General features: G+C 42.0%; 17 protein-coding genes and 1 other RNA gene. 8 read left to right on the top strand and 10 right to left on the bottom strand.

All coding sequences use genetic code 11. The annotated features are described in order from the left end of the window. Positions 1-25: 25 nt before the first annotated feature. The 4 genes from A3K91_RS07280 to A3K91_RS07265 all read right to left on the bottom strand — a co-directional run bounded on the left by A3K91_RS07280 (position 26) and on the right by A3K91_RS07265 (position 5,676). Positions 26-898: a 16S rRNA (uracil(1498)-N(3))-methyltransferase gene (locus tag A3K91_RS07280; RefSeq protein WP_062845922.1), complete on the bottom strand. Its 873-nt coding sequence runs from the start codon at positions 896-898 to the stop codon at positions 26-28. A gap of 203 nt (positions 899-1,101) precedes the next feature. Continuing rightward, positions 1,102-1,950, bottom strand: a complete 849-nt coding sequence (gene metF / locus A3K91_RS07275; RefSeq protein WP_084387297.1) for a methylenetetrahydrofolate reductase [NAD(P)H] — start codon at positions 1,948-1,950, stop codon at positions 1,102-1,104. 23 nt (positions 1,951-1,973) lie between these two features. After that, the gene (gene ahcY, locus A3K91_RS07270; protein WP_062844663.1) at positions 1,974-3,398 is read right to left on the bottom strand and encodes an adenosylhomocysteinase; all 1,425 of its coding nucleotides are present in this window, start codon (positions 3,396-3,398) and stop codon (positions 1,974-1,976) included. A 343-nt stretch (positions 3,399-3,741) separates the two neighbouring features. Next, complete coding sequence (locus A3K91_RS07265) at positions 3,742-5,676, bottom strand: TonB-dependent receptor plug domain-containing protein (RefSeq protein WP_062844662.1); 1,935 nt, start codon at positions 5,674-5,676, stop codon at positions 3,742-3,744. 383 nt (positions 5,677-6,059) lie between these two features. Between A3K91_RS07265 and A3K91_RS07260 the strand changes: the two genes are divergently transcribed. Further along, positions 6,060-8,036: a mechanosensitive ion channel family protein gene (locus A3K91_RS07260; protein ID WP_228139828.1), complete on the top strand. Its 1,977-nt coding sequence runs from the start codon at positions 6,060-6,062 to the stop codon at positions 8,034-8,036. Between the two features lie 51 nt (positions 8,037-8,087). Here the strand turns inward: A3K91_RS07260 and A3K91_RS07255 are convergent, their stop codons facing one another. The 5 genes from A3K91_RS07255 to A3K91_RS07235 all read right to left on the bottom strand — a co-directional run bounded on the left by A3K91_RS07255 (position 8,088) and on the right by A3K91_RS07235 (position 12,490). Then, complete coding sequence (locus tag A3K91_RS07255) at positions 8,088-8,720, bottom strand: DNA-3-methyladenine glycosylase family protein (protein WP_062844661.1); 633 nt, start codon at positions 8,718-8,720, stop codon at positions 8,088-8,090. A 147-nt stretch (positions 8,721-8,867) separates the two neighbouring features. Next, complete coding sequence (locus tag A3K91_RS07250; protein WP_062844660.1) at positions 8,868-9,599, bottom strand: Smr/MutS family protein; 732 nt, start codon at positions 9,597-9,599, stop codon at positions 8,868-8,870. A 149-nt stretch (positions 9,600-9,748) separates the two neighbouring features. Further along, positions 9,749-10,609 carry an indole-3-glycerol phosphate synthase TrpC gene (gene trpC / locus A3K91_RS07245; RefSeq protein WP_062844659.1) on the bottom strand — a complete coding sequence of 287 codons (861 nt, stop codon included), beginning with the start codon at positions 10,607-10,609 and terminating at the stop codon, positions 9,749-9,751. A gap of 72 nt (positions 10,610-10,681) precedes the next feature. Then, positions 10,682-11,803: an anthranilate phosphoribosyltransferase gene (gene trpD / locus A3K91_RS07240; protein ID WP_062844658.1), complete on the bottom strand. Its 1,122-nt coding sequence runs from the start codon at positions 11,801-11,803 to the stop codon at positions 10,682-10,684. Positions 11,804-11,866: 63 nt separating this feature from the next. Next, positions 11,867-12,490, bottom strand: a complete 624-nt coding sequence (locus A3K91_RS07235) for an anthranilate synthase component II (protein ID WP_062844657.1) — start codon at positions 12,488-12,490, stop codon at positions 11,867-11,869. Positions 12,491-13,349: 859 nt separating this feature from the next. Between A3K91_RS07235 and glnA the strand changes: the two genes are divergently transcribed. Together glnA and A3K91_RS07225 are read left to right on the top strand one after the other, a co-directional pair. Then, entirely contained in the window at positions 13,350-14,759 is a 1,410-nt protein-coding gene (glnA, locus tag A3K91_RS07230; protein ID WP_062844656.1) for a type I glutamate--ammonia ligase, read from the top strand. Positions 14,760-15,112: 353 nt separating this feature from the next. Beyond that, entirely contained in the window at positions 15,113-15,847 is a 735-nt protein-coding gene (locus tag A3K91_RS07225; protein WP_062844655.1) for a DUF4124 domain-containing protein, read from the top strand. A gap of 156 nt (positions 15,848-16,003) precedes the next feature. Here the strand turns inward: A3K91_RS07225 and A3K91_RS07220 are convergent, their stop codons facing one another. Further along, a complete protein-coding gene (locus A3K91_RS07220) occupies positions 16,004-16,717 on the bottom strand; it encodes an SIMPL domain-containing protein (protein WP_062844654.1) in 714 nt (237 codons plus the stop codon). Positions 16,718-16,985: 268 nt separating this feature from the next. Between A3K91_RS07220 and ffs the strand changes: the two genes are divergently transcribed. The 5 genes from ffs (at position 16,986) to serC (ending at position 23,124) form a co-directional block, all read left to right on the top strand. After that, an RNA gene (ffs, locus tag A3K91_RS07215) (signal recognition particle sRNA small type) lies at positions 16,986-17,082 on the top strand. A gap of 193 nt (positions 17,083-17,275) precedes the next feature. After that, positions 17,276-17,872, top strand: a complete 597-nt coding sequence (locus A3K91_RS07210) for a LemA family protein (RefSeq protein ID WP_084387295.1) — start codon at positions 17,276-17,278, stop codon at positions 17,870-17,872. Positions 17,873-17,911: 39 nt separating this feature from the next. Further along, positions 17,912-20,875 carry a M48 family metalloprotease gene (locus A3K91_RS07205; RefSeq protein ID WP_062844653.1) on the top strand — a complete coding sequence of 988 codons (2,964 nt, stop codon included), beginning with the start codon at positions 17,912-17,914 and terminating at the stop codon, positions 20,873-20,875. Between the two features lie 111 nt (positions 20,876-20,986). Next, positions 20,987-21,883 (top strand): hypothetical protein, encoded by an 897-nt coding sequence (locus A3K91_RS07200; protein ID WP_062844652.1) that lies wholly within the window; start codon positions 20,987-20,989, stop codon positions 21,881-21,883. Between the two features lie 107 nt (positions 21,884-21,990). Beyond that, complete coding sequence (gene serC / locus A3K91_RS07195) at positions 21,991-23,124, top strand: 3-phosphoserine/phosphohydroxythreonine transaminase (protein ID WP_062845919.1); 1,134 nt, start codon at positions 21,991-21,993, stop codon at positions 23,122-23,124. Positions 23,125-23,340: the final 216 nt, after the last annotated feature.

The following is a 23,340-nucleotide window of genomic DNA, read 5'->3' as shown; positions in this document are numbered from 1 at the left end:
TTTACATGTATGAGACGCTGGCATGTTAAAGACTTAAAGCATGCATCGTTGCAAGGGCAACGACTGGAGCTGTCTCAGTACGTAAAACTCTTGTACCAATTTGCCAAGGTTCAAAACCTTTTTCAAGAGCTTGCTTGCATTCATCATTACTAAGTCCACCCTCAGGACCAATCAATAGCTGAATATAAGACGCCTGTTGTTTCAAAATCTTAGGCAACGACTCAGGCATATCAGGTTGTCCTGCGGCAGGTACACTGAGCTGCATCCGCAAATCTGCTGAGTGTTGTAGCACTTGATAATAAGGATCTTGGCTGAGCGCAGCGACAATAGGGCTGACAGCCGACGCTAAATTCGAAGAATGGATAGATAGATTGCTCAGCCAATCCCCAATCGATAAAGGTGATATGACAAGGGGCGGACGATTGAGTCCACATTGCTCGCAAGCAGCAATCGCCACTTGTTGCCAATGCGCCAACTTTTTTTCTACTTGTGCTGGCTTGAGATTGACTTCGCCGTGATGGCTACTAAGTAGCTGAATGGCAGTAACACCAAGCTCAGTGGATTTTTGGATGGCGTAGTCCATTCTCTCACCACGACTCATGACTAAGCCGATTTGGGTCATGACAGAGCTGCTTCGATCATCAGCCAAATGCGAAAGTAAGGTCGCAGTGGCGTGTTTTTTACTGATGGTCTGCAACTGCACCTGGTATTCACCACCAAAGCCATCAAATAGGATGCCTTGGTCGCCAACATTGGCTCTCAATACACGGCACCAGTGGTGAACAATACTGTCTGTTAATTCAATACTGGCACCTATAGATAAAGCATCCAGCCGAGAGTAGGGGGTGTCTTTATCGGTATTGATGTCATCACTAATGGCATAAAAAAAACGTCGCACAGTCACTTAGTCCTATATTTTAAATAATAGTATGCTCAAATATCTTAGCAGAATATCATTACAGAAGGTAAAGGTATTATTGTTGGTAGGTGATATCCTACATTTATTATTTTTTCTGTCGCCAATGGATAAAAATAATAACGGCAACAAAAAACTGGCGCTCCTAAGAGCGCCAGTCATTAAGGTATCAATATATTGCAAGCTTACGTAGTCAACCCTAAGGCTTCTACCAAGCGTTTATTTGGCTCAACTTTATTCATGCTATAAAAATGCATGGCTGGCACGCCTTCGCTAATCAAGCGCTCGCACAGACGGTAGACCACGTCAAAACCAAACTCACGGATGGCTTTACTGTCATCACCATAATCAAATAACTGCTTACGTACATAGCGGGGGATATCAGCGCCACAGCTATCAGCAAAGCGTATGAGGTTGCTAGAATTGGTGATTGGCATAATACCAGCGACCAAAGGCTGGTCAATGGTATTGATACCACGTTTTTCTAACGTATCGCGCAGATACAGATAACTATCAGCATTATAAAAAAACTGCGTAATAGCTGCATTCGCGCCTGCTTGAAACTTATTTACTAAGTTGTCAACATCAAACTCAAAGCTTCGTGCTTGTGGATGCATTTCAGGGTAAGCCGCTACTTCAATGCGAAAATGATCACCTGAATGCTCACGAATGAACTTCACTAAATCTAACGCAAACGGCAGCTCGCCCATACCAACTTGACCCGATGGCAAATCACCACGGAGTGCAACAAGGCGGTTGATACCTAAGCTTTTATAATGCTCAAGTAACTCAGCAATTTCGCTTTTATCGTCACCGATACACGACATATGCGGTGCAATATCAGTGTCACCACGCGTGCTTAGTGCTTGCACAATGTCTAAGGTGCGGCTACGAGTAGAGCCACCAGCACCATAGGTCACTGAAAAGTAAGTTGGTGACAATGTATTTAGCTCATCAAAAGTACTCAGTAATTTCTCACGTCCCTGATCAGTTTTGGCAGGGAAAAATTCAAATGAGAAAGCAGGCTTACTCATAGTCATGCTCCTCAGTACTTTGATTAGTATTTATAAGCGTCAGGTTTGAATGGACCTTCAACTGGTACACCTAAGTACTCAGCTTGTTTTTCAGTCAGCTTAGTCAGTGTACCATTGAAGCCTACAACCATCGCTGCTGCTACTTCTTCGTCCAGCTTCTTTGGTAGTACTTTGACGTATAAGTTATCAAAACGCTCATCAACTGGCAGCTCAGCGAATTTTTCTTCAAACAGATACATTTGTGCCAATACTTGGTTAGCAAATGAGCCGTCCATCACGCGTGATGGGTGACCGGTTGCATTACCTAAATTCACCAAACGACCTTCGGCAAGTAAAATTAGATAATCGTTTTCATCATCTGAGCGGAAGATTTGATGAACTTGCGGCTTGATCTCAACCCAGCGCCAGTTGTCACGCATAAACTGAGTGTCAATTTCGGTATCGAAATGACCAATATTACAAACCACAGCACCAGGCTTCAATGCTGCTAGCATGTGTCTGTCACAAACATGATAGTTGCCAGTGGTGGTGACGATCATATCTGTATCTTCAAGCAAGCGCTTGTTGATGTTTTCTGCACCGCCAGTATTGTCGCCATTGATGTATGGTGATAATACTTCAAAGCCATCCATACAAGCCTGCATAGCACAGATAGGATCGACTTCTGATACACGTACAATCATGCCTTCTTGACGTAAGCTTTGCGTAGAGCCTTTACCTACATCGCCATAACCGATAACTAAGGCGCGGCGACCCGCAAGGAACATGTCTGTTGCACGTTTAATGGCATCATTTAAGCTATGACGGCAACCGTATTTGTTGTCGTTTTTAGATTTTGTGACCGCGTCATTGACGTTGATAGCTGGTACTTTTAGTGTACCTTTATTCAACATGTCAACCAAACGGTGTACACCAGTGGTGGTTTCTTCTGAGATACCATGAATATTATCAAGAAGCTCAGCATACTCATCATGAATCAGAGCGGTCAAATCGCCGCCATCATCCAAGATTAAGTTGGCATCCCAAAGCTGACCTGATGCTTCGCCGCCAACGTGTACTTGCTGACGTAAGCACCACTCATACTCTTCTTCTGTCTCACCTTTCCAAGCATAAACAGAGATACCAGCCGCAGCAATGGCCGCCGCTGCGTGATCTTGAGTTGAGAAGATATTGCATGAGGTCCAGCGTACTTCAGCACCTAGCGCAACTAGCGTTTCGATAAGCACGGCAGTCTGAATCGTCATGTGGATACAGCCAGCGATTTTAGCGCCTTTGAGCGGTTGCTCTGCTTCGTAACGACGACGCAAACCCATTAGGGCAGGCATTTCAGTTTCAGCAAGCGTGATTTCACGGCGGCCGTAATCAGCAAGGCTGATGTCAGCGACTTTATAGTCAGTGAAAGAGGGATCGATTGTATGGGCAGATGGGGTGTTAGACACTGCGTCCATAATATGCTCCTATCAGTGGTTGATTTATGATAAAAAGAATAAAAACGCAGGTGCCGTTATTTGCGCTGTCGATGACCTAAAATAGATAACCAACAGTTAACCGAGCCTAACATAAGGGTTGAATAGCAAGTGCTTCAATATAAACACCGCCATCAATAATTATGGCGCAACACCTCTCGGAGGTCGTTATTGTAATAGATGAGGCCTAGCTTGTCACCTATTGGATAAGGTAAATGATAGGCAATAATGGCATATGTGGTATGTGATTTTAATTATCATAAAAAAGGCCACCAATTGGTGACCTATTTATTCTTAGTGGTTTTGTGCGGTTAAGTGTTCAGGATTAGAACCAGTTATAGGTTAGTGAGGTAAAGTAGTTGATGCCATCCGTTGCATACTCTGTGCCGAACTGATTAGATAAAGTATAGTCTTCATCCGTTAAGTTATCGACACGTAAGTTAGCACGTAAGTTGGGTGCAAGATAAACACTACCACTTAAGTTCACCAGAGTGTAACTGTCTAGCTTAGTTTGATTGGCTACATCTGAGAATCTATCATCCGTGTGCTTAGCTTCAAGGCGTACATTGAAGGTAGGCTGTTGATAGCCAATATATATTAAACCACTGTTCTGCGGGCGGTAAACAAGATCATTATTATAATTAGAGCTGCTGGCTGTTTTGTTTTTAGCATCTAAGTAGTCATATCCTAAACCAAATAAGAACGAGTCCATACGCCAGTCTGAAGTAAGGCTTATTCCCTTAATTTTTGCTTCACCTGTATTGGTATTTCCGCCAATTAAATCTTCGACATCTGTGTGATAGCCAGTAAGGCGTGAGATTTGATTTCCTTTATTGTACTCTACGAATACTTCAGTGTTTTTGCTGGTTTCAGGCTTTAAGTCGGGATTGCTATAGCCAGGGTAGTATAGGTCATTAAAAGTTGGTGCGCGAAAGCCTGTCGCATAGCTTGCGCCGATTCGCATACCGTCCAATGGACGCACAGCAGCGCCTACGTTATAAGTACTTTCATTACCATATTGAGAGTTATCATCAACGCGATAATTGGCTTGTAAATCATAATAAGTATCTGCTAATTGATAACCAACAAAAGCACTTTTAACGGTTCTATCGTCAGGGCGATAAGCAGTTTGAGCAGCAGAGCCGCTAGAAAAATCTAATACATCTGATGCATCTAGCTTTTGAGACAACCATTCAGCGCCGACAGTCACAGTTCCCGGTTGCGCATTAATCTGACTCTCTAAACGTGCTTGTTCTTGAGTGGTATCAAATTTACTGCCTTCTTGATAATTAATAGAATTATTATCGTGAGAGGTCAGTTTATCGATGCTCTGACCATAGCTAAGCTTCGTTATGGTCAGTGGCGTTTGATGTTGAATGAAAGCATTGGCACTACCATTCTTTTGATCCGAATAAGCATTTGGGAATAAAATACCAGCAGAATCGATATCAGTTGTAGAATCAGAATATAATGCACTGAGTCCTGTGCTTAAAGAATCCGAAAGCTTATGCTGTAAGCCCAAACTGGCATTGGTAGATTCAAAACCATCATCATCAGCGTTGTAGTCAAAAGCATTACTATTAGCAATCGCGTTAAAACCATCCGTTTTATTACGGCTGACACCTAAGCTCAACGATGACGTATCGTTTTTAAGTTGCCCAGTTACGCCAACTTGATAATGATTGTGACTACCATAACCAATAGTGGTAGAAACGTTAGATTGATCGACACGGCTACCCTTGGTAAAAATCTGAATGACGCCGCCCATGGCATCAGAGCCATAAATGCTAGAACCTGAAGCACCGTATAAAATTTCAATACGGTCAATTTGGTCGGCCGACAATAGGTTTAATGAAGGTGTTCCTGTAGAAATAGAGCTATAGCGAATGCCATCGATTAGTACAAGGACTTGCTTACTGTCATAACCACGCATATAAAAATTGCTGATAGTCCCCATACCACCACTTTGAGAGATATTAATACCAGATTGACTTTTTAGCACGTCAACTACTGTCTGACCTTGATAGCGTTGCAACTCTTCGCTATCAATGACTCTAGTTTGGGCAATGATGTTGCTGGTTTTAGTAGGCGTACGCGTAGCAGTGACAACAATTTTATCAAGCTCGACTTTCGGTAGCTCATCATCGTTGATAACGTTTGCATCGTTGGTTGCTGCGGTGGCATTTATAGTAAGTACGCCAAGGGCACTTAAGATACATAACCGAAGATAGGCAGTAGAAGATGAGCGTGATAAAACCATTTTTAATTCCAAATTAATCAAATAAAGAAGTTACAAAAGTGAAAGTCAAGAAGGTAAAAATTACAAAAAGTAATAATTAGTTTACAGGCCGCCATTATCTACAAAACCACTTCATTTATAAACCACTTTAATCTAATATTTATTCACGCTAAGCTGAATAATTTTCAAGAGAGAGTTTTATCTGACGATTTTGGCTTCTATTTTGTTAATTATTTAGAGGATTTTTCACATTTATGGATATAAGAAAAAGCGAATTATAGAGTAATCATATATAGAGTTATGTAAATGCGTAATCAAAAGCATTGCTGTTATAAATAATTGCTATCATAAGCAACCGTTTTATCCATTTCAGTTGTAGTGCCTATCAAGCTAAGAGGTTTGTTTTGTCTATTGAACGTAATTTGATTGTCAATACTGGGTTGTCTCTATCGTATCTGACCAAAAAAATATCCTTAGCGGTAAGTGTATTTTTGCTTGCGATGGTGATGAGTTTATTATCGATTAGCATGACCTTTGCTGCTGAGCCTAGCGCTCTTGGTATCAGTGGAAGTAGCAGTGAGGAGTCGTCGACCAGTACACCGCTACCAGACTCTTTTGGACGCGATACGCCACGACATGCGGTACAAGGGTTTATTAGTGCGCTGAGTGAGAATGATTATTTGCTGGCGAGTAATTATCTCAACTTGTCAAAGTCTGACAATCCAACCACGATTGTCAGACAATTTAAGCAGGCGTTAGATGCTGGCGGGCGTTTTCAGCCAGATTTACAGATTAATAATAATCCTGAAGGCAATTTAACTGACCAATTACCCCCGAGCCAAGAGAATGTCGGCGTCATCAGTGTTGGTGATAAAAGCGTTTCACTAATACTAGAGAGAGTGGTATCTAAAGAAGGTGAGCAGTATTGGCAGTTTTCGAGTGAGACTCTTAGCTCCATACCCGAAGTCATAGAAAATACTGAACCAACCTTGGTATCTCGTTATACCTTAGGGTCATTAGAAGGCAAAAAGCTTTTTGGTTATGAAATGGCTGATTTGGTTGCAGCTTTAACCATGATTGTCAGTAGTTTTGTGCTTACTTATATCTTGGTCTGGTTGTTATATCATCTATTGAGAATTGCGTATCCTCGCGTACGTGGTGTACCTTTACCGCTGCCTGACAAAGTGATCTTGCCAATGGCCGTGGTCACTATGGCGATGATATTGTCTGAGGTTATGGTTTACGCTGGCGTATCCGTTACGTTACGTGAGCCTATCAACCGCTTTACTCAGATTGCCTCTTGGCTTGCGCTGACTTGGTTGCTGCTTCGAGTTATCGATGCCATATTTACTCGAGCGGTGAATTTAAGTTATAAGAAAAACTATACTGAACGTGTCTCGATTTTGGGTTTACTGCGTAAAGTCGTCAAAGCGTTACTGCTGATATTCGCTGTTATCGTCATTTTTGGCAATTTAGGTTTTGATTTGACGACCGGTATTGCCGCATTAGGTGTGGGTGGTTTAGCGTTGGCACTTGGTGCACAAAAGACCATTGAAAACCTAGTTGGTAGTGTCGTTGTCGTAGCAGATTCACCCGTAAGAATAGGGGACTATTGTAAGTTTGGAACTTACGAAGGTACTGTCATTGACATTGGAATTCGATCATCGCGTGTGCGTACCTTGACACGTACGGTAGTTACTGTACCAAACGGCGACTTTTCATCAATGCAGATTGAAAATTTTACCTCACGTGATATGTTCCGCTTCTTTCATCAGCTATATATCAAGCGTACGGCCAATATCGATGTAGTCTTTAAAATGGTCAAAGAGCTAGATGAATATTTAAATGAGCATTATTTAACCAATCAAGAATGGAACCAGGTCAATATTTTAGAGTTACGACAAGACTGTTATGTCATTCAATTACAGGCTTACATTAATGCCAATGGAATTGGAGAGTTCTATGACAAGCAAAACGTTTTGTTTGTCGATCTGTTGACCCAAGTGGCCAAGTATAAAGTCGAGCATGCGCTACCAACACAGCAGCTTATTGTCAATCAAAATGAGTTTGATCCAACTTCAGAAGATGACGATATAGATGATGGTGAAGAGACAACTAATGGTAACAATATAAATGATAGCGAGGTCATTTCTACTGATGATAAGAGTGACCGTTACAACTTTGTATTGGATAAAGAGAGCGATGATACTCAAAGTAATGACAAAACTGATCAAAAAACGAAAAAATCGGAAGCTGGCAAACACAGCCATCCCTTTAGATCATTGAGAAATAAAAGCCGATTATTGAGGAAAAGCACCTTTAGACATGCCAACAAGCAAGAAAAAAGAAAATTGGGTTTTTCTATATGGAATCAGTTCTAAGCATATAGTTTGAGTAGACTTGCTAGTAATTCTGATAAAAGGATTTATGGTTTATAAGGGGATGGCGGTCTTGTTACGCAACAAGCCATAATATGACCATAGTAATAGGCTGGCTGCACTGCGATGGGGCGCCCAGTCTTGAGTCAGATTTGTTAATTGTTTCGGCGTTGGACGTTCAGACAGTTCTAGTATCTCCATTGCCGCAACTTTAATTGCCAAATCGTCTGCAGCAAGTATGTCTGCGCGTTTTAATGAAAATAGCAAGTACATCTCTGCGGTCCAGCGTCCAATGCCAGTCACAGCAGTCAATGTTTTGATGACTGATTCATCTGGCATCATCGCTAATGCCTTAAAATCAATATTATGTTCAACTAATGAGCGAACGTAGCGCGTTTTTTGTTTAGACAACCCTTGTATACGTAACGTCTCATCTGTGGCTTTATCAATTGCTTGCGGAGTCGTCAAACCTGCATCTATTAGTCGTTGCCAAATACTCGCTGCCGCTGCTACAGACAGCTGTTGACCTACCATGGCTCTCATCAGTTGCTCAAACCCACCAGCATTATGTCTTAGGCTTGGTGTACCAACTTGCCTGTAGACAGAGGCGAATTTTGGTTCAATAGCGATCAACGCTGTAATATGCTCATCTAGCGCTTGTGTATTTTCAATCGTATTTACGCTCATACTGCATGCTCCTTAACAACGAAAAAGATATCTGCATTAAGATAATATAAAACCTTGCTTAAAGGTAGGTGGTATATGATGCACGGTACTAGCGACATAAAAAAGACTGCTTATTTGCAGTCCTTTTTTATGTTTGAGTGCTATAACTTACTCGCCATCAACTTTGGGTTTTTTTAGCAATACCAATACCGCACCGTTACCACCATCTTTTGGCGGTGCTGAACAAAATGCCAATACTTCTGGCAATTGACGTAACCAACCATTGACACAAGTTTTTAGAATGGCTTCGCTACCTTTACCATGAACGATTTTTACCATGGTTTCATTGTTTTGCTTGGCTTGGCTCAATAATTGCGTCATTGCATCGCGTGCTTCTTCGATGGTGCAACCATGAATGTCGACCGCATCATACCAACGTAACTTGCCTTTTTTAAGCTGGTCAAAAATCTTGTTTTGCAAGGTTGGCTGCTTATAAGAAAGATATGCTTCACCTGCCACAGGGTTCAATAGTGCTTGCATGTCTGATAAGCCAGCGCCTAGATCGATTGTGTCACTGCCTTGCGCAGCCGCACGTTTCGACAAAGTTGCCGCATCAGGTTTGCGTGCTCTTGCCGTACTTGTAGGTGAGCGCACGTTTTTGTCTTCAAGTTGATTAACACCATGCATAGCTTGCATAAACAGCACTTTATCGTCATCGACATGCTCGCTGTCTAGCTGTTTTACGGTTTTTTTGACCTGCTTTTGGGTGAGTAATGACACAGGTTCGGTGGGCTTCTGATTTTCGCCTTCAGGAGCATTGGTATCACGCCCTTTACTCAATTGGCCTTTTAATTCTTTGAGCTGGTCTTGCATTTCTTTTGAAAATAGAGAGTTTGACATAAAAGTTAACGTATCGTTGATTGATGAATGAAGAGGCTCATACTACGTATGATAGCCAATACTGTGTAAAAATAATCGATTAGCTTTAATAAAGATTTAATCTTCTCAAAGCTTAAAATAGCTGATTCAGGTTACTTCTTACAGTCACTTTACCCGTCTGCTGCAACGCCCGCAAGTAAGGATTGTAACGCTTGGCCAGGGTGATCAGTTTTCATAAATTGCTCACCGATTAAAAAGTGCTGAATATCGTGATCTAGCATCAAGCGAATATCGTCACTGCTGTGAATGCCACTTTCTGTGACAATCAGCGGTTTTGGCGCTTTGTTATCAAGGTCTGTATTTAGCGCTTCAACCAACAAGTTTTTCAGATCAAGAGTGGTTTGTAGGCTGACATCAAAGGTATTTAAATCTCGGTTGTTAATACCATAAATATTATGCTGTGAGCGAGGTAATTGTAGGGCGCGTTCAAGTTCAGCTTGGGTGTGTACTTCTATCAGTACATCCATCCCCAGCTCAATACTCAATGCATGCAGCTCCCGTACTTGCGCGTCATCAAGGCATGCCATGATCAGCAAGATACAATCTGCTCCCATCAAGTAAGATTGGTAGATTTGATACGTATCAATCATAAAATCTTTACGTAATACCGGCAAGCTTGCAGCATTAGAGGCTTGGATGAGATAGGTATCATCACCTTGAAAGTAGTCACGATCCGTTAATACCGATAAGCAGCTGGCACCAGCGCGCTCGTACTGCTCTGCAAATAAAGCTGGTGTAAAATTGTGATTGATGATTCCTTTAGAAGGAGAGGCTTTTTTGATCTCAGCAATAATCCCAATGTCAGCAGCTCGTAGCGCGGCTGCAAAGCCTCGACGCGGCTTTGTCTCTGCTGCGACTTTCGCTTTTAAATCTTCAAGCGATAAGGCCTCACGGGCAGCTTTTACTTCTTCTACTTTGGTTGCGACAATACGCTGTAGTACGGTGGGGATCTGTGTATGAGTTGTGGTCATGCTGGTATCCGAATAGTGTTAAATGTCAATAAAGAGTAAGGGCTAAGCTCATATACTGATAGCAATTCTTGTTTAATCTTTGGCTGCCAACTGCTGTGTATATGTGGCTAACGACTCAAGTTTAATCAGCGCATCACCATTTTGAATAATGCTTTGAGCTCGGCTAACGCCATTAGGATAGTTGCTGGCAAGACCGGCGGTATATATCGCTGCGCCAGCATTTAAGGCAATCATGTCACGGGCTTTTAGGACAGAGCGATCAGTGGTCTCTACTCCTGATAAAGCCGCACGAATCAGCTCAAGACTTTGTTTCGGAGAGTCAACATCGAGACCGATTAGCGTTTGTGATTCGATACCTGCATCTTCTGGCATCATCTCATAAACGCTCACTTCTCCATCTTTTAGCTCAGCGACAGTGGTAGAGGTGGCAAGGCTGATTTCATCTAGACCATCTTTTGCGCCAACGACCATCACATGACGGGCGCCTAAGTTTTTCATGACTTTAGCAATGGGCTCACAAAGCTGAGCAGTAAAGACACCAATGACTAAGTTTGGCGTGCCAGCAGGATTGGTCAATGGCCCCAAAATATTAAAAATCGTACGAGCTTTCAATTCACGACGTACTGGATTGGCGTAGCGCATGGCACTATGGTGATTGGGAGCAAACAAAAAGCCGACGCCTTGATTTTCGATACAGTCTTTGGTTTGTTCAGGCGTGAGAGCCAGACTGATACCAGCTTCTTCAAGTAAGTCTGAGCTACCAGATTTGGTCGAGACGCCGCGGTTACCATGTTTGGCAACTTGTGCGCCTGCCGCCGCCACCACAAAGGCCGATGCAGTGGAGACATTAAATAAGTTTGCACCATCGCCACCTGTACCTACGATATCTACCAGATAGTCACAATTTTTTGGCGTGATGTTCGCTGCCAAATCACGCATGGCGCTGGCTGAGGCAGTGATCTCATCAATAGACTCTCCCTTCATGCGCAGACCCGTCAAAATCGCACCCATCACGGCATCGCTACATCTGCCTTGCATGATGATGAGCATCACTTGATACATCTCATCAAAAGTTAAGTCGATATGCTGAAATATTCTTGCTAATGCTGTGGTCAAAAGCTTATGAGTATCTTCATCAGACAGCTGCGCAATATCAGTCGGGCTAGTATTTTCTGTCGTTTTAGATGTATTCATTATTGTCTCTCTTACTATTTTTTATAAATGACTTTTATTATTAATACTGATTTTATTTGGTAATTAGCCAACTTGGGGCAAATCGTCTGCGGCTAATACTGCCAACTGATGGGTTTGCAAAAAGCGATTGAGCAGGTGATATCCTGATTCACTTAGGATAGACTCAGGATGGAACTGCACACCTTCGATAGCAAACGTTTTATGACGAATGCCCATGATTTCCTCAATACTGCCATCGCTGTTTTGTGTCCAAGCAGTCAGCTCTAGACAATCGGGCAGGCTGGTTTTGTCAATGACAAGGGAGTGGTAGCGAGTAGCCTGCGATGGATTTGGCAGTCCTGCAAAGATGCCTTTATTATTATGATAAATGGCTGATAAGCGTCCATGCATGACTTTACCAGCTTTAACGATCTGGGCACCAAAGGCTTGGCCAATCGCTTGGTGTCCTAAGCAAATCCCTAATATGGGTATGACGCCCTTAAAGGTTTCGATGATTTCTAAAGATATTCCCGCACGATCAGGGTCACAAGGGCCTGGGCCAATGACAATCACATCAGGTACTAAAGCGCTCACTTGCTCGATAGTGATCTGATCGTTACGCCAAACGGTGATTTCCTGCTTTAATTCACCGAAGTACTGTACGATGTTGTACGTAAAGCTGTCGTAATTGTCGATCATTAGAATCATTAGGTTTTCAACTTATAGGTAGAGACACATATTTATCTACAGAATCTTTATATTGTAGCGTCTTACCACAACCCGTACTTTACCAAAATAAGCAATACTGCTAAATCGTTTTGATAAGACGCGGTTATCTTACCACTATTTTGTTCTCTATCAAATGTGGCGTAAAGACGACTCACGATCCATGTCATAAGCTCAAAGACATTTATTCTATGTATTTTAGGTTTGAATTGTCCAAGGCTTAAAAGTTTAAATCATCATGTCGCACTAAAAACACACAAATCGCGTGATGATGGCGCTTATGTATGCACCATAATTGTGCGTTAATCAGAAAGCCAGTGAGCAATTTGATATAGAAGGTGAGTAAGGACTTTTTTTTAAAAGTAAAAAATATTTTTCAAGAATATAAATGTTTGAAAAATATAGTAATAAATTTATTCTTACTCTGTTCTATTACTATCAGAAAAATATTGGCACAGCGTTTGCAACACTAATGTTATGGTGATTGATGGTTATGATGCCGCTGAAAAATGATGATTGACACGTGCCGCAAGAGTTCGGCATGATGGGTCACAGATTATTAGGATAAGATGAGAACTGATTTGGCAGGTTTTGAGAAAATCAGTAGTCTGATCATCACAATGCTCTAAATGAGTCTCTTGACTAATAATATTAATAGTGCTGATAATGACACGCATAATATTAAAGGCACCACGCTATTAAGCTGTTAAAAACACGATGTCACTTTTAATGCACACATAACCTTTATTCTTAAACCAGAAAAGTGCAGTAATGCTTTTAAACAACCAAATCTTTAAATAACTGAATCGCAATAATGTGATCTACACAATGGAGACTATTTATGTCAAACAAACTACTAGACCTTATCAAATCCTCTAATGCAAAATGGGTCGACTTCCGCTTTACTGATACACGTGGCAAAGAGCAACACATCAGTTTCCCAGCGCATAGCGTTGATGAAGAAGTCATGGAAGACGGTAAAATGTTTGACGGCTCATCTATTGCAGGCTGGAAAGGTATCGAGGCATCAGATATGATCTTGCGTCCTGATCCTGAGACTGCTTTTATTGACCCGTTCTTTGACGCTGTGACTGTGGTAGTAACTTGCGATATTATTGAACCATCAACACTGCAAGGTTATGATCGTGACCCACGCTCTATCGCGCGCCGTGCTGAAGAGTATTTGAAGTCTACTGGTATTGGCGACACTGCGTACTTTGGTCCTGAGCCTGAATTCTTTGTATTCGACGATGTAAAATGGTCAGTCGATATGTCAGGTGTAAGCCATAAGATTACCGCTGAAGAAGCCGCTTGGTCGACAGGCGAGACTTACGAGTGGGGCAACATGGCGCATCGTCCACGCGTAAAAGGCGGTTATTTCCCAGTACCACCAATCGACAGCTCACATGATATGCGTGCAGTAATGTGTGAACGTATTGAAGAAATTATTGGTGAAGGCAGCGTAGAAGTACACCATCATGAAGTGGCTTCTTGCCAGTCTGAGATTGGTGTTGCATTCAATACCATGGTTCGTAAAGCAGATGAAGTTCAGCAACTAAAATATGTTGTGCACAATGTAGCGCATCAGTTTGGTAAAACTGCAACCTTCATGCCTAAGCCAATCGTTGGTGATAATGGTTCAGGTATGCATGTGCATATGTCTATCTCAAAAGATGGCGTTAACACCTTCTCTGGTGATGAGTATGCAGGCCTTTCTGAAACAGCCTTGTACTTCATCGGCGGTGTAATCAAGCATGCTCGTGCCTTGAACGCAATTACCAATCCATCAACGAACAGCTATAAGCGTTTGGTGCCACATTATGAAGCGCCAATCAAACTGGCTTATTCAGCCTCTAACCGCTCAGCCTCTATCCGTATTCCACATGTCAGCAGCCCTAAAGCGGTTCGTGTTGAAGCACGTTTCCCTGATCCAACAGCAAACCCATACTTAGCGTTTGCAGCGCTATTGATGGCTGGCCTTGACGGTATCCAGAACAAAATGCATCCAGGCGAAGCGGCTGATAAGAACTTGTATGACTTACCACCAGAAGAAGAAGCACAAATCCCAACGGTTGCTGAGAGCTTAGATGTAGCTCTACAAGCTTTGCGTGATGACCATGAGTTCTTGTTAAAAGGTGATGTATTCACAAAAGATATGCTAGAAGCATTTATTGCCTTGAAAGAAGAAGAGGTACAACGTCTCAATGTCACTGTGCACCCTGTTGAATTTGACATGTACTACAGCTGCTAATTTTTGGCTCAAAAGTAAAACCGACGTAATAAATAAAACCAGCTAAGTGAATCTTAGCTGGTTTTTTTATATTTTTAACCAACCATATATAGTTAGTGAAAAGTAATATCGATACATCACGCTTTGCTGATATTAATTTTTCTTGCTTGCTGTACCTACGCAGCTCGATGCTGCAAAAATTGATATCAGTATTGCCGTAGCGTTTTTATAGTATTTTGACTGTATATTTTAAATCAATCATAGTATAAATGGACAAGGGCATTTTCTGTACATTTACTACTGATTTAACCGAAAAAGTACCGCATAATATCGGTCATGCTATTCATAACAAATATCAGTAAGGTGAACTGACCATGACTTTTTTAATAAAAAACACAGTTTTGAATAATAAATTGCCACACATTTTATTATCCAGTTTGATGATTAGCGCCGCCAGTTTTTGTATGACCATGGCCACTGCTGCACCTATTTATAAGATTGTTGATGAAAATACAGGGCAAGTAACGTTTACTGACCGTCCGCAAAACCATGAGCAGCAAGTAGGCAAAAAAGTGACTGAGATGGCCATCACGACAGGGAGTGAGAGCAGTCGATCGAATAGTAATAATCCAAGCAGTAGTAATGATATGAGTAACAATGGTACAAGTGGTCAGCTGTCTGATACTCAGCAAGTCACTACTAAGCCGGAGGTACAAGTGAACTATCAGCTTGCCATCGCTGAACCGAGCGAAGAGCGTGCCTACCGTCGTCCAGCACAAAATATCAATGTGAATGTGCAAATCAAGCCAGCCCTACAAACAGGCGATACAGTCAGCATATATTTTGATAATAAGGAAGTCGCTCAAGGCTTGAGTGCCTCGATTGCAACCGTCGATATTCTACCAGGTGCGCATAGTATAAAAGCGGTGGTAAAAAATCAGAAGGGTGGGATTCTCCAGCAAGTAACGCGTACCGTCTATGTGATTCAAAACAATACAACATTACAAAATAATAAGAAAATTGCCAAACAGCTTCTGGCCTATCAAAACTTACCATGGCATCAAAAGGTTATGTTAAAAATGCGTCAAAAAGGAACCGCCAATCCTTAAGTTAACTGCAATTTATCTCATTTTTATCACTATTTTTAAAACGAGAACACGGTCTAGCTATATCCTGAATAAACTTAAAAAAGATAAGGCAAGCACTTTTGATAGCGCTTGCCTTTTTAGTATAAAAATCTTGGTTTACTTTAGATAAAGAGTGACTTATTTAGTCAACTCAATCGTACCATTGGCGGTCACAGAAATGGTGCTGTTACCAGACTCAAAGTTTTGTCTTGGTACAGCATCAGCAGATTCAGCTTTCATTGCCATCGCACTGTACATTGGACGTGGGTAGTTGCTACCTGTATTTAGATTGACATTGACCACGCGGTAACCGCGAGCATCCCATGCACGCGTTAGGTTTTTGGCCTGCTGTTGAAATGCGCGAGAGGCGTCAGTCATCAGTTTTTGCTCTAGAGCCTCTTTTTTAGTATCGGAAACCCCAAACGTTAAATTGTCCATGACTAGCGTTTCTTGCAAGTCTGCAATAAGTTGGCTTGTCGCTGCAAAGTCTGTGCTTTTCAAATCGATATTTGCTTGTCCTGTCCAGCCAATGATTTTGTCATTTTTGTCATAGCGAGGATAGGTACTTTGTTGACCTGTACTGACCGTAACACTAGGATAGCGTTTAGCGATTCTCATTGCGTTGTTGATGGTTGTATTGAGAGTGCTGGCTAGCGTCTTAGAATCGGTTGCTTGGGCTTTTTTGTATAAGCTAGCACGTACTTCATCATTTTGGACTTCTTCTTTTACTTCTGCTTGAAAAGTAAGCTGGTCATAACCAGTAGTTTCTGCATGCGCGCCGCCCATCATGGCAGTTAATAGAAGGGCTGTACCAGTAGTCAGTGCTGCTTGTTTAAGTAAAGTTGTTTTCATAAATATCTCCTAAGTTAATATCAATATAAGTTTTAGTCAGATAAAACTTATGTACCTATTGAAAGCTGTTCATTTTATTTGTTAGATGGCCATTTATTATATAGACCATGTGTGCCCAGCTTCCTGACTAAAATAACAAAATTTTAGAATGCTGCTGTTAGAATTTTGTCACTTATGGTTACTATTTATTTTGGGTAATAGAACAAATAGTTTGGTAAAGGGGGTTGCAATGCTAAAAAATTCTTGTATAATTTGCGACTGGTGGCTCCATTGGTAGCCTCGCAACATTGTTCTATGAATCCCGCCAGGACCGGAAGGTAGCAACGGTAATAGTCACAATGTGTGCCGAGGATGTGCTGATGGAGTCGCTTTTTTTTGCTTAAAATTTGATGCTTGTGTCAAAAAAAAGAACAATCCCTATATATTGTATTAAGCCCTTCATTGTAAAGGGCTTTTTTTTGCAAAAATTTTTGCCTAATACCAAGATGATATCGACTAAGATGGGTTAAAATAAAAGATGCTAACTTTTGTTAACCCTAAACGTTTTGGAATCTGACTATGAAGATGTTTGCTTGGTTGTTTATCGCCCTTGTTGTGCTGATAGTGGTGTTTGGGGTTGCGATTTTTAATAAGTTGGTACGTGCGCGTAATCAAGCAAAAAATGGTTTTGCCCAAATTGATGTTCAACTTAAACGCCGCCATGATTTGATCCCAAACTTGGTTGAGACAGCCAAACGTTATTTGACTCACGAACAAGAGACCCTTACTCGCGTCATTGCAGCGCGTAACCATGCCCAGAGTTTGCAAGAGTCAAGTAAGCATCAGCCAGATTCGCTTGAGCACATGGCTTTATTTGCCAAAGCAGAAGATATGTTGTCCAAAGCCTTGGGGCAGTTTTCTGCTGTTGTGGAAGCCTATCCTGAGCTAAAAGCTGACAGCATGATCAAAGAGCTGATGGATGAGTTGACCAATACTGAGAACCGTATTGGTTTTGCGCGTCAGCATTACAATGATAGTGTCATGTTTTACAATAATGATCGCGAGGTCTTCCCAAATAATCTGGTCAGCACAACCTTTGGGTTTCGTCCTTTGAGTCCATTGGTCTTCGAAGATAGAAAGACCATTGCTCAAGCACCAGTTGTCAATATGGGCTGATATCAAATGTATTTGGTTATTTTTAGGTCGGACAAATAAATGGATTTTTTTGGTGCCCAGCGAACACGTACTAAACGCAGCTTATTACTGTATGGGCTGTTTTTTATTATTGTGTTTGCTCATATGGCAGTAGCGCTTGCTGTTATGGTGCTACTGTTGACGCTATTTACGGATGGTATTTATCATTGGGTATTGGTGCTGGTCACGATATGGATCTTAGGTACTTTTATTGGTGGTAGTTTTTTAGAGTATCGTCGTCTAAAATCAGGTGGCCGCGCTATCGCTCAAAGAGTAGGGGCGGTGAGACTATTTATTGATCGTAGTCAAGATGAGTGGGAGCAAAGCCGCGGGATTGCTCATCAGCATATACCTATACAAAAAGTGCGTTACAGCTCCCGTCATATAGCGGTACGAGATGAGCGCGATTTGCCATCTGTGTATCGTCGTTATTATGAGATTGCCCAGCAGTTAGCCATTGCTTCAGGTGTGCATATGCCTATCCTTTATGTACTGCCTCATGAACAAGGTATCAATGGTTTTGTCGCTGGTCGTCATCATCAGGATATGGTGCTTGTCGTGACGCAAGGGGCACTGGATAAGTTGTCTGATGAGGGGTTGTATGGACTCATTGGGCATGAATACGGTCATATACTACATGGGGATGCTGGGTTCAATCTGAAGCTGATGGTCGTGCTTGCAGGCTTACAGATATTATATGATTGGAGCGATCCTTTTGATAATAAGGGCTTTCGTTCTCGCAACAACCCAAGTGACTACTTTGAGAATGCAGGCAGTCGCCACATGCCTTTATCAAAAATGTCGCAAAGCACTGTGGACAGTCATGCAAGGCGTACTGAGGCGCAGACTGGCAACTTTAAGAACCATAGTGATTGGATTGCCTACTGGCAAACACAGTTACAAAGACAGCAATCACAAGCTAAAAAGCAGTCGAGGTGGTTACCCAATCGAGCGGCTAGTGATTGGTCAACATCGCGCAGTGTGTGGACATTGTTATTACACACGTTTAGCTTCTCAAGTATGGCCAGTGCTCAGCTGATTAAACACAGTTTTAACCGTGAGCGTGAGCTACTGGCGGATGCAACCAGTGTGCAGCTGACGCGTTCACCTGACATTATAGAAACCTTAAAAGCCATTCACCAAGATGCAGTTGGCTCGCGTTTGACTGGCATCGGCAATCTCAATGGACTCAGTCATTTCTTCTTTGCCAGTAGCGGTGCAGACTTGGGCGATGTGTCATGGTTTGCGACTCATCCTAGTCTAGCCGAACGTATGACGGCGATCAATACCAGTGCTTACCACAGTTTTGCCATAAAAATTGCTAAAGAAAAACAGCTCAATCAGCAGAAAATAAAGCAAATATATGAACAGCGTCGATTGGGCAATTGGGAAACAACAGAAAAAAATAGCCTAAGCAGTAGCTATCAAGAAAAAACAACCTTTCGATCGCAAATATTATCTAGTAATCAAAAAATCAAAACTCCAGCTGACGAACAATTGCTCCAAACCCCAAACAATAATAATGATAGTGGCTCAGTCATGTCTTTTGGTACTCTCATGGACAATGAGTCAGAACTCGAGTTCATCACAGAAACCGATATCATCATAGATGGACGCTTGCAAGTAAGCGCGTCAGATACTGATAGCCAAAAGTTGCTAAAGCCTTGGCAAGCAAAATCGCATAGCGAATTGCATAGTACAAAGCTGGTTATTAGTGAAGACGTAAAAAGAGCCGCGTTACCGCAATATATAATCGATCATCGTCATCATCCGCTGGGAGCGCAGGCACTGATTGAGGCGGCTATGTTGTGTCATCAGGGTCAGACGTTATCGACAGCGGTAAGCTATGACTTGACAGTGATTTGGCATGGATCACCTACGATACCTATTGCTACGGATAATAATGCTATAGAGGCGACGGTGAACACTTCAAAAATATTACCGCATAAGATAGATAATGAGCTACTAGAAAAAATTGCCAGCCTTGATCGCCGCTTGGACAGTGCGCTGATCACATCATGTATAAAACAATTAAGCAACTACGATTTATCTAAAGCCGCCATTGGCGCGCTGCGATTGAAATATGAAAGCCAGCATGATGACCGTAGCTATCAGTATTATATGCAGCAAAAAAAATATCGTACCATGCTTGAGCGCTATCAGGAGGGCATGTTAGCCTTAATCAAAAGACAACTTGTCACTGATTTGAGCGAGACATTTGCTCATCAGGTATTAAGCGATAAATCTGTTAGCGACACGCCTCAGCCAACGCGCACTTTTCCAGAAAACAATACTCCATCTATTCTATCCTTATGGCAAGCACTACATATGCAATTGTTATTGCCTGCCTTGTTTAGTGTTTTAAACCATGAGCAGCCTGTCGCACAAGCGGCATGGCAACAAGAGTTGCAGGCGGGTAAAAGCAGTATTTTGACCCAGCTTGATCCTTCTGGTCAGATATTCGAGAATCTATGTGTTGCTAGGCAGTCGATCTTGATATTATTGGCTTACCGCTTATCAAAAGATATCAAAGGTCAGATGATATCGGCATGGGATAGCTCGACCCTTCACTTTAACCATGCCAGCGTGGCGCACTATACTGTAGATTTAAGACGTCATGCACGCTTGATTGATATTGAGCTAGCAACGGTCAGTGATGCCAACTTACAGTGGTTGTTATTGACAGCCCAAAGCCTAAATGGTGTACAATTATTGGCGTTAATAGAGGCTGTGCCTATTTTTATAGCGCCTGCTAATGCGCGTCGGCAGTATGATAATGACCAAGAGAAACCACAGAATGGTTATCAAATAGATTATAATGAGCATACTGATAGCACTGCTCATCCTTATGTCTACCATGATTATAGGCAGTGGCTAAGTACATTGCATACGATGATGTTACACGATACGATAGTCAGCCAAGATGAGTACGACTGCTTGGTCTTGTTGTCAGAGCATTGGCTAGGCGTTCGACAGCTTTTTTGAGTGATATAGCGCATGATTGATACAATAAATGTTGAGCTGCCAAAACGCTGCAAGTGTTAGATCTTCTTCAAAATAAAAACCCATTTAATATTAGCAGGATAGTAAAGACGCATGAGTGATACCCAAGACCCGCTAATTGTATTGCAACATCGTATGCAGCAGCGTCAGATTTTGGCAATGATGGGTATCAATCAATGGGTGCAATCAGGCTCAGATACTATCAATGTTGCCAATATTTCTGCACCTGTCATCGTTGATACAGTAGATCAGTCAGTATCTTCTCATACAGCCATTGAATCACTCAATGTTAAACAATCAAATATCGATGATGACGCAAATGACAATGTATCAGCTATGGATGCTGCAGAGAGCGCCGCTTTAAAGAATAGCGCTTTGAACAGTATGTCGATAAGCGATGCGCCTATTAACAGTGATTACTTTGATGATAATGACACAACGTTAAGCCCATCATCTGAACCAAATTCAGTTACGTATCGTTTTGACACGACGAACACTGATACCGTCACTCCCGATATAGTTAATCCTAATACAGCTGTCAAACCTCTTGTCGATAGGACAGAACGGCCAGCAGCCGCTTTTGATAAACAAGTCCAGTCAACTGACCGTTACTCTGACAATAGCCTCAAAGTCGCGCCATTTAATCTACAAGGTGGTCGCTATGGCAATTGGGTGGTTTTGGTTGATATTCAAGCACTGAATAAAGACACCCAAAAGCTATGGGGCAACATCACACAAGCGCTATCGATAACCTGCGAGACCACCTCATTTCCAATCTGTGAAGGTATGGACACAGCTGAGCTTGCCAATGCCAGTCTGGCAGGCTATGTCTTTAAAATAGGAAGAAGTGAGGACGTACAAGTGGCTGCATTGACTGTGCTACCTGACGGACTTGAGCATTCGAACCTGACTGCCGTGCCTACATTGGATGAGATGCTCGCTGATAGCGGTTTAAAACGTCAATTTTGGGAGCAGCTCTCTGATTCCTAATAAAAACATAAGCGCTTTTTTAAGGTAGTTTGATCATTACGTTTGAGTGCCAACCCACAACGATTAACCTTTTTATATCTAGGATGATAGCCATGTCTACAAACTCAATGCCTACGAATACAACAGCGACACCAGAAGCGGATGCTGCTCCTCACCGTGTACCTAATTTTTCTGCAGGTCCAGCCACAATGCCGACTGCAGTATTATCACGTGCCCAAAAAGAGCTGCTTGATTGGCAAGGTAGTGGCGTGTCAGTGATGGAAGTCAGTCATCGTAGCAAAGAGTACATTGAGATTACGGATAAGGCTGAAGCCAAACTGCGCTCATTGATGGACATTCCAGACAATTATAAGGTATTGTTTTTACAAGGTGGTGCCAGCTTACAGTTTTCAGCGATTCCCTTGAATTTACTAAATGGTAAGCGTGCCGACTATCTAACGACAGGAGCATGGTCAGGTAAAGCCATCAAAGAAGCCACACGTTATGCCAATCTTGGTCTTGGTGAGGTAAATCTTGTGGCAACGGGTACAGACAGCAATTTCACTGATGTACCAGCTCAGAGTGATTGGAATCTTAGTGAAGATGCTGTTTATTTCCATTACTGTGCCAACGAAACCATTCACGGGTTACAGATATTTGAGCCACCGACAGTGGATGCGCCAATCATTGCTGATATGTCGTCTTGTATCTTGTCACAGCCGATTGATGTGTCTAAGTTTGGGATGATTTATGCGGGTGCGCAAAAGAATATTGGCCCTGCAGGATTGATCCTTGTTATTATCCGCGAAGATTTATTGGGCCAGGCAAGCGAGTGGTGCCCTATGCTGCTAAACTATGAGCATCAGGCCGAAAAAGAATCCATGTCGAACACGCCAGCCACTTATTCTTGGTATTTGGCAGGATTGGTTTTCGATTGGCTAGAAGAGCAGGGCGGTGTCGCTGCTATTGGCAAAGTCAATCAACAAAAAGCAGATTTATTGTATAAAACCATCGACGACAGCAGCTTTTACAACAATCCAGTTGCCCCTCAATATCGCTCTATTATGAATGTGCCATTTACGTTGGCTGATAGCAGTCTCGATAAAATATTTTTGGAGGAGTCAAAGGCAGCAGGGCTACTTAATTTAAAAGGTCATCGTGATGTTGGCGGTATGCGTGCCAGTATTTACAATGCAGTGCCTCTAGAGTGGGTACAGCAGTTGGTTGATTTCATGATAGCGTTTGAAAAAAAGTATGCTTAAAAATGTATAAGCCGTAAAACAAAAAAGACGCATCTCTTATGGATTGCGTCTTTTTTATTGAGTTTGCGCACATCTTTTAGAGAATTGGTGTCTTGGAGTCTACACTTAGCATGGCAAACCATTAGGTGAAAAAACCTAAGTTTGTTATGATGAATTTTTATGGTGCTGCTCTTTTTTACTCACTTTTAATAAGCTTTTAATTTTTCAATACATTCA

The organism is Psychrobacter alimentarius, assembly GCF_001606025.1.
GTDB classification, from domain to species: domain Bacteria; phylum Pseudomonadota; class Gammaproteobacteria; order Pseudomonadales; family Moraxellaceae; genus Psychrobacter; species Psychrobacter alimentarius.
Note: the sequence above shows the minus strand (reverse complement) of the source record. Positions and strands in the feature narration are given on the sequence as shown.

Bases quoted from the DNA above. Each gene is read 5' to 3' on its own strand.
- metF (WP_084387297.1), bottom strand. From the start codon at position 1,950: ATGAGTAAGCCTGCTTTCTCATTTGAATTTTTCCCTGCCAAAACTGAT.
- ahcY (WP_062844663.1), bottom strand. From the start codon at position 3,398: ATGGACGCAGTGTCTAACACCCCATCTGCCCATACAATCGATCCCTCT.
- A3K91_RS07265 (WP_062844662.1), bottom strand. From the start codon at position 5,676: ATGGTTTTATCACGCTCATCTTCTACTGCCTATCTTCGGTTATGTATC.
- A3K91_RS07255 (WP_062844661.1), bottom strand. From the start codon at position 8,720: ATGAGCGTAAATACGATTGAAAATACACAAGCGCTAGATGAGCATATT.
- A3K91_RS07250 (WP_062844660.1), bottom strand. From the start codon at position 9,599: ATGTCAAACTCTCTATTTTCAAAAGAAATGCAAGACCAGCTCAAAGAA.
- trpC (WP_062844659.1), bottom strand. From the start codon at position 10,609: ATGACCACAACTCATACACAGATCCCCACCGTACTACAGCGTATTGTC.
- trpD (WP_062844658.1), bottom strand. From the start codon at position 11,803: ATGAATACATCTAAAACGACAGAAAATACTAGCCCGACTGATATTGCG.
- A3K91_RS07235 (WP_062844657.1), bottom strand. From the start codon at position 12,490: ATGATTCTAATGATCGACAATTACGACAGCTTTACGTACAACATCGTA.
- glnA (WP_062844656.1), top strand. From the start codon at position 13,350: ATGTCAAACAAACTACTAGACCTTATCAAATCCTCTAATGCAAAATGG.
- A3K91_RS07225 (WP_062844655.1), top strand. From the start codon at position 15,113: ATGACTTTTTTAATAAAAAACACAGTTTTGAATAATAAATTGCCACAC.
- A3K91_RS07220 (WP_062844654.1), bottom strand. From the start codon at position 16,717: ATGAAAACAACTTTACTTAAACAAGCAGCACTGACTACTGGTACAGCC.
- A3K91_RS07210 (WP_084387295.1), top strand. From the start codon at position 17,276: ATGAAGATGTTTGCTTGGTTGTTTATCGCCCTTGTTGTGCTGATAGTG.
- A3K91_RS07205 (WP_062844653.1), top strand. From the start codon at position 17,912: ATGGATTTTTTTGGTGCCCAGCGAACACGTACTAAACGCAGCTTATTA.
- A3K91_RS07200 (WP_062844652.1), top strand. From the start codon at position 20,987: ATGAGTGATACCCAAGACCCGCTAATTGTATTGCAACATCGTATGCAG.
- serC (WP_062845919.1), top strand. From the start codon at position 21,991: ATGCCTACGAATACAACAGCGACACCAGAAGCGGATGCTGCTCCTCAC.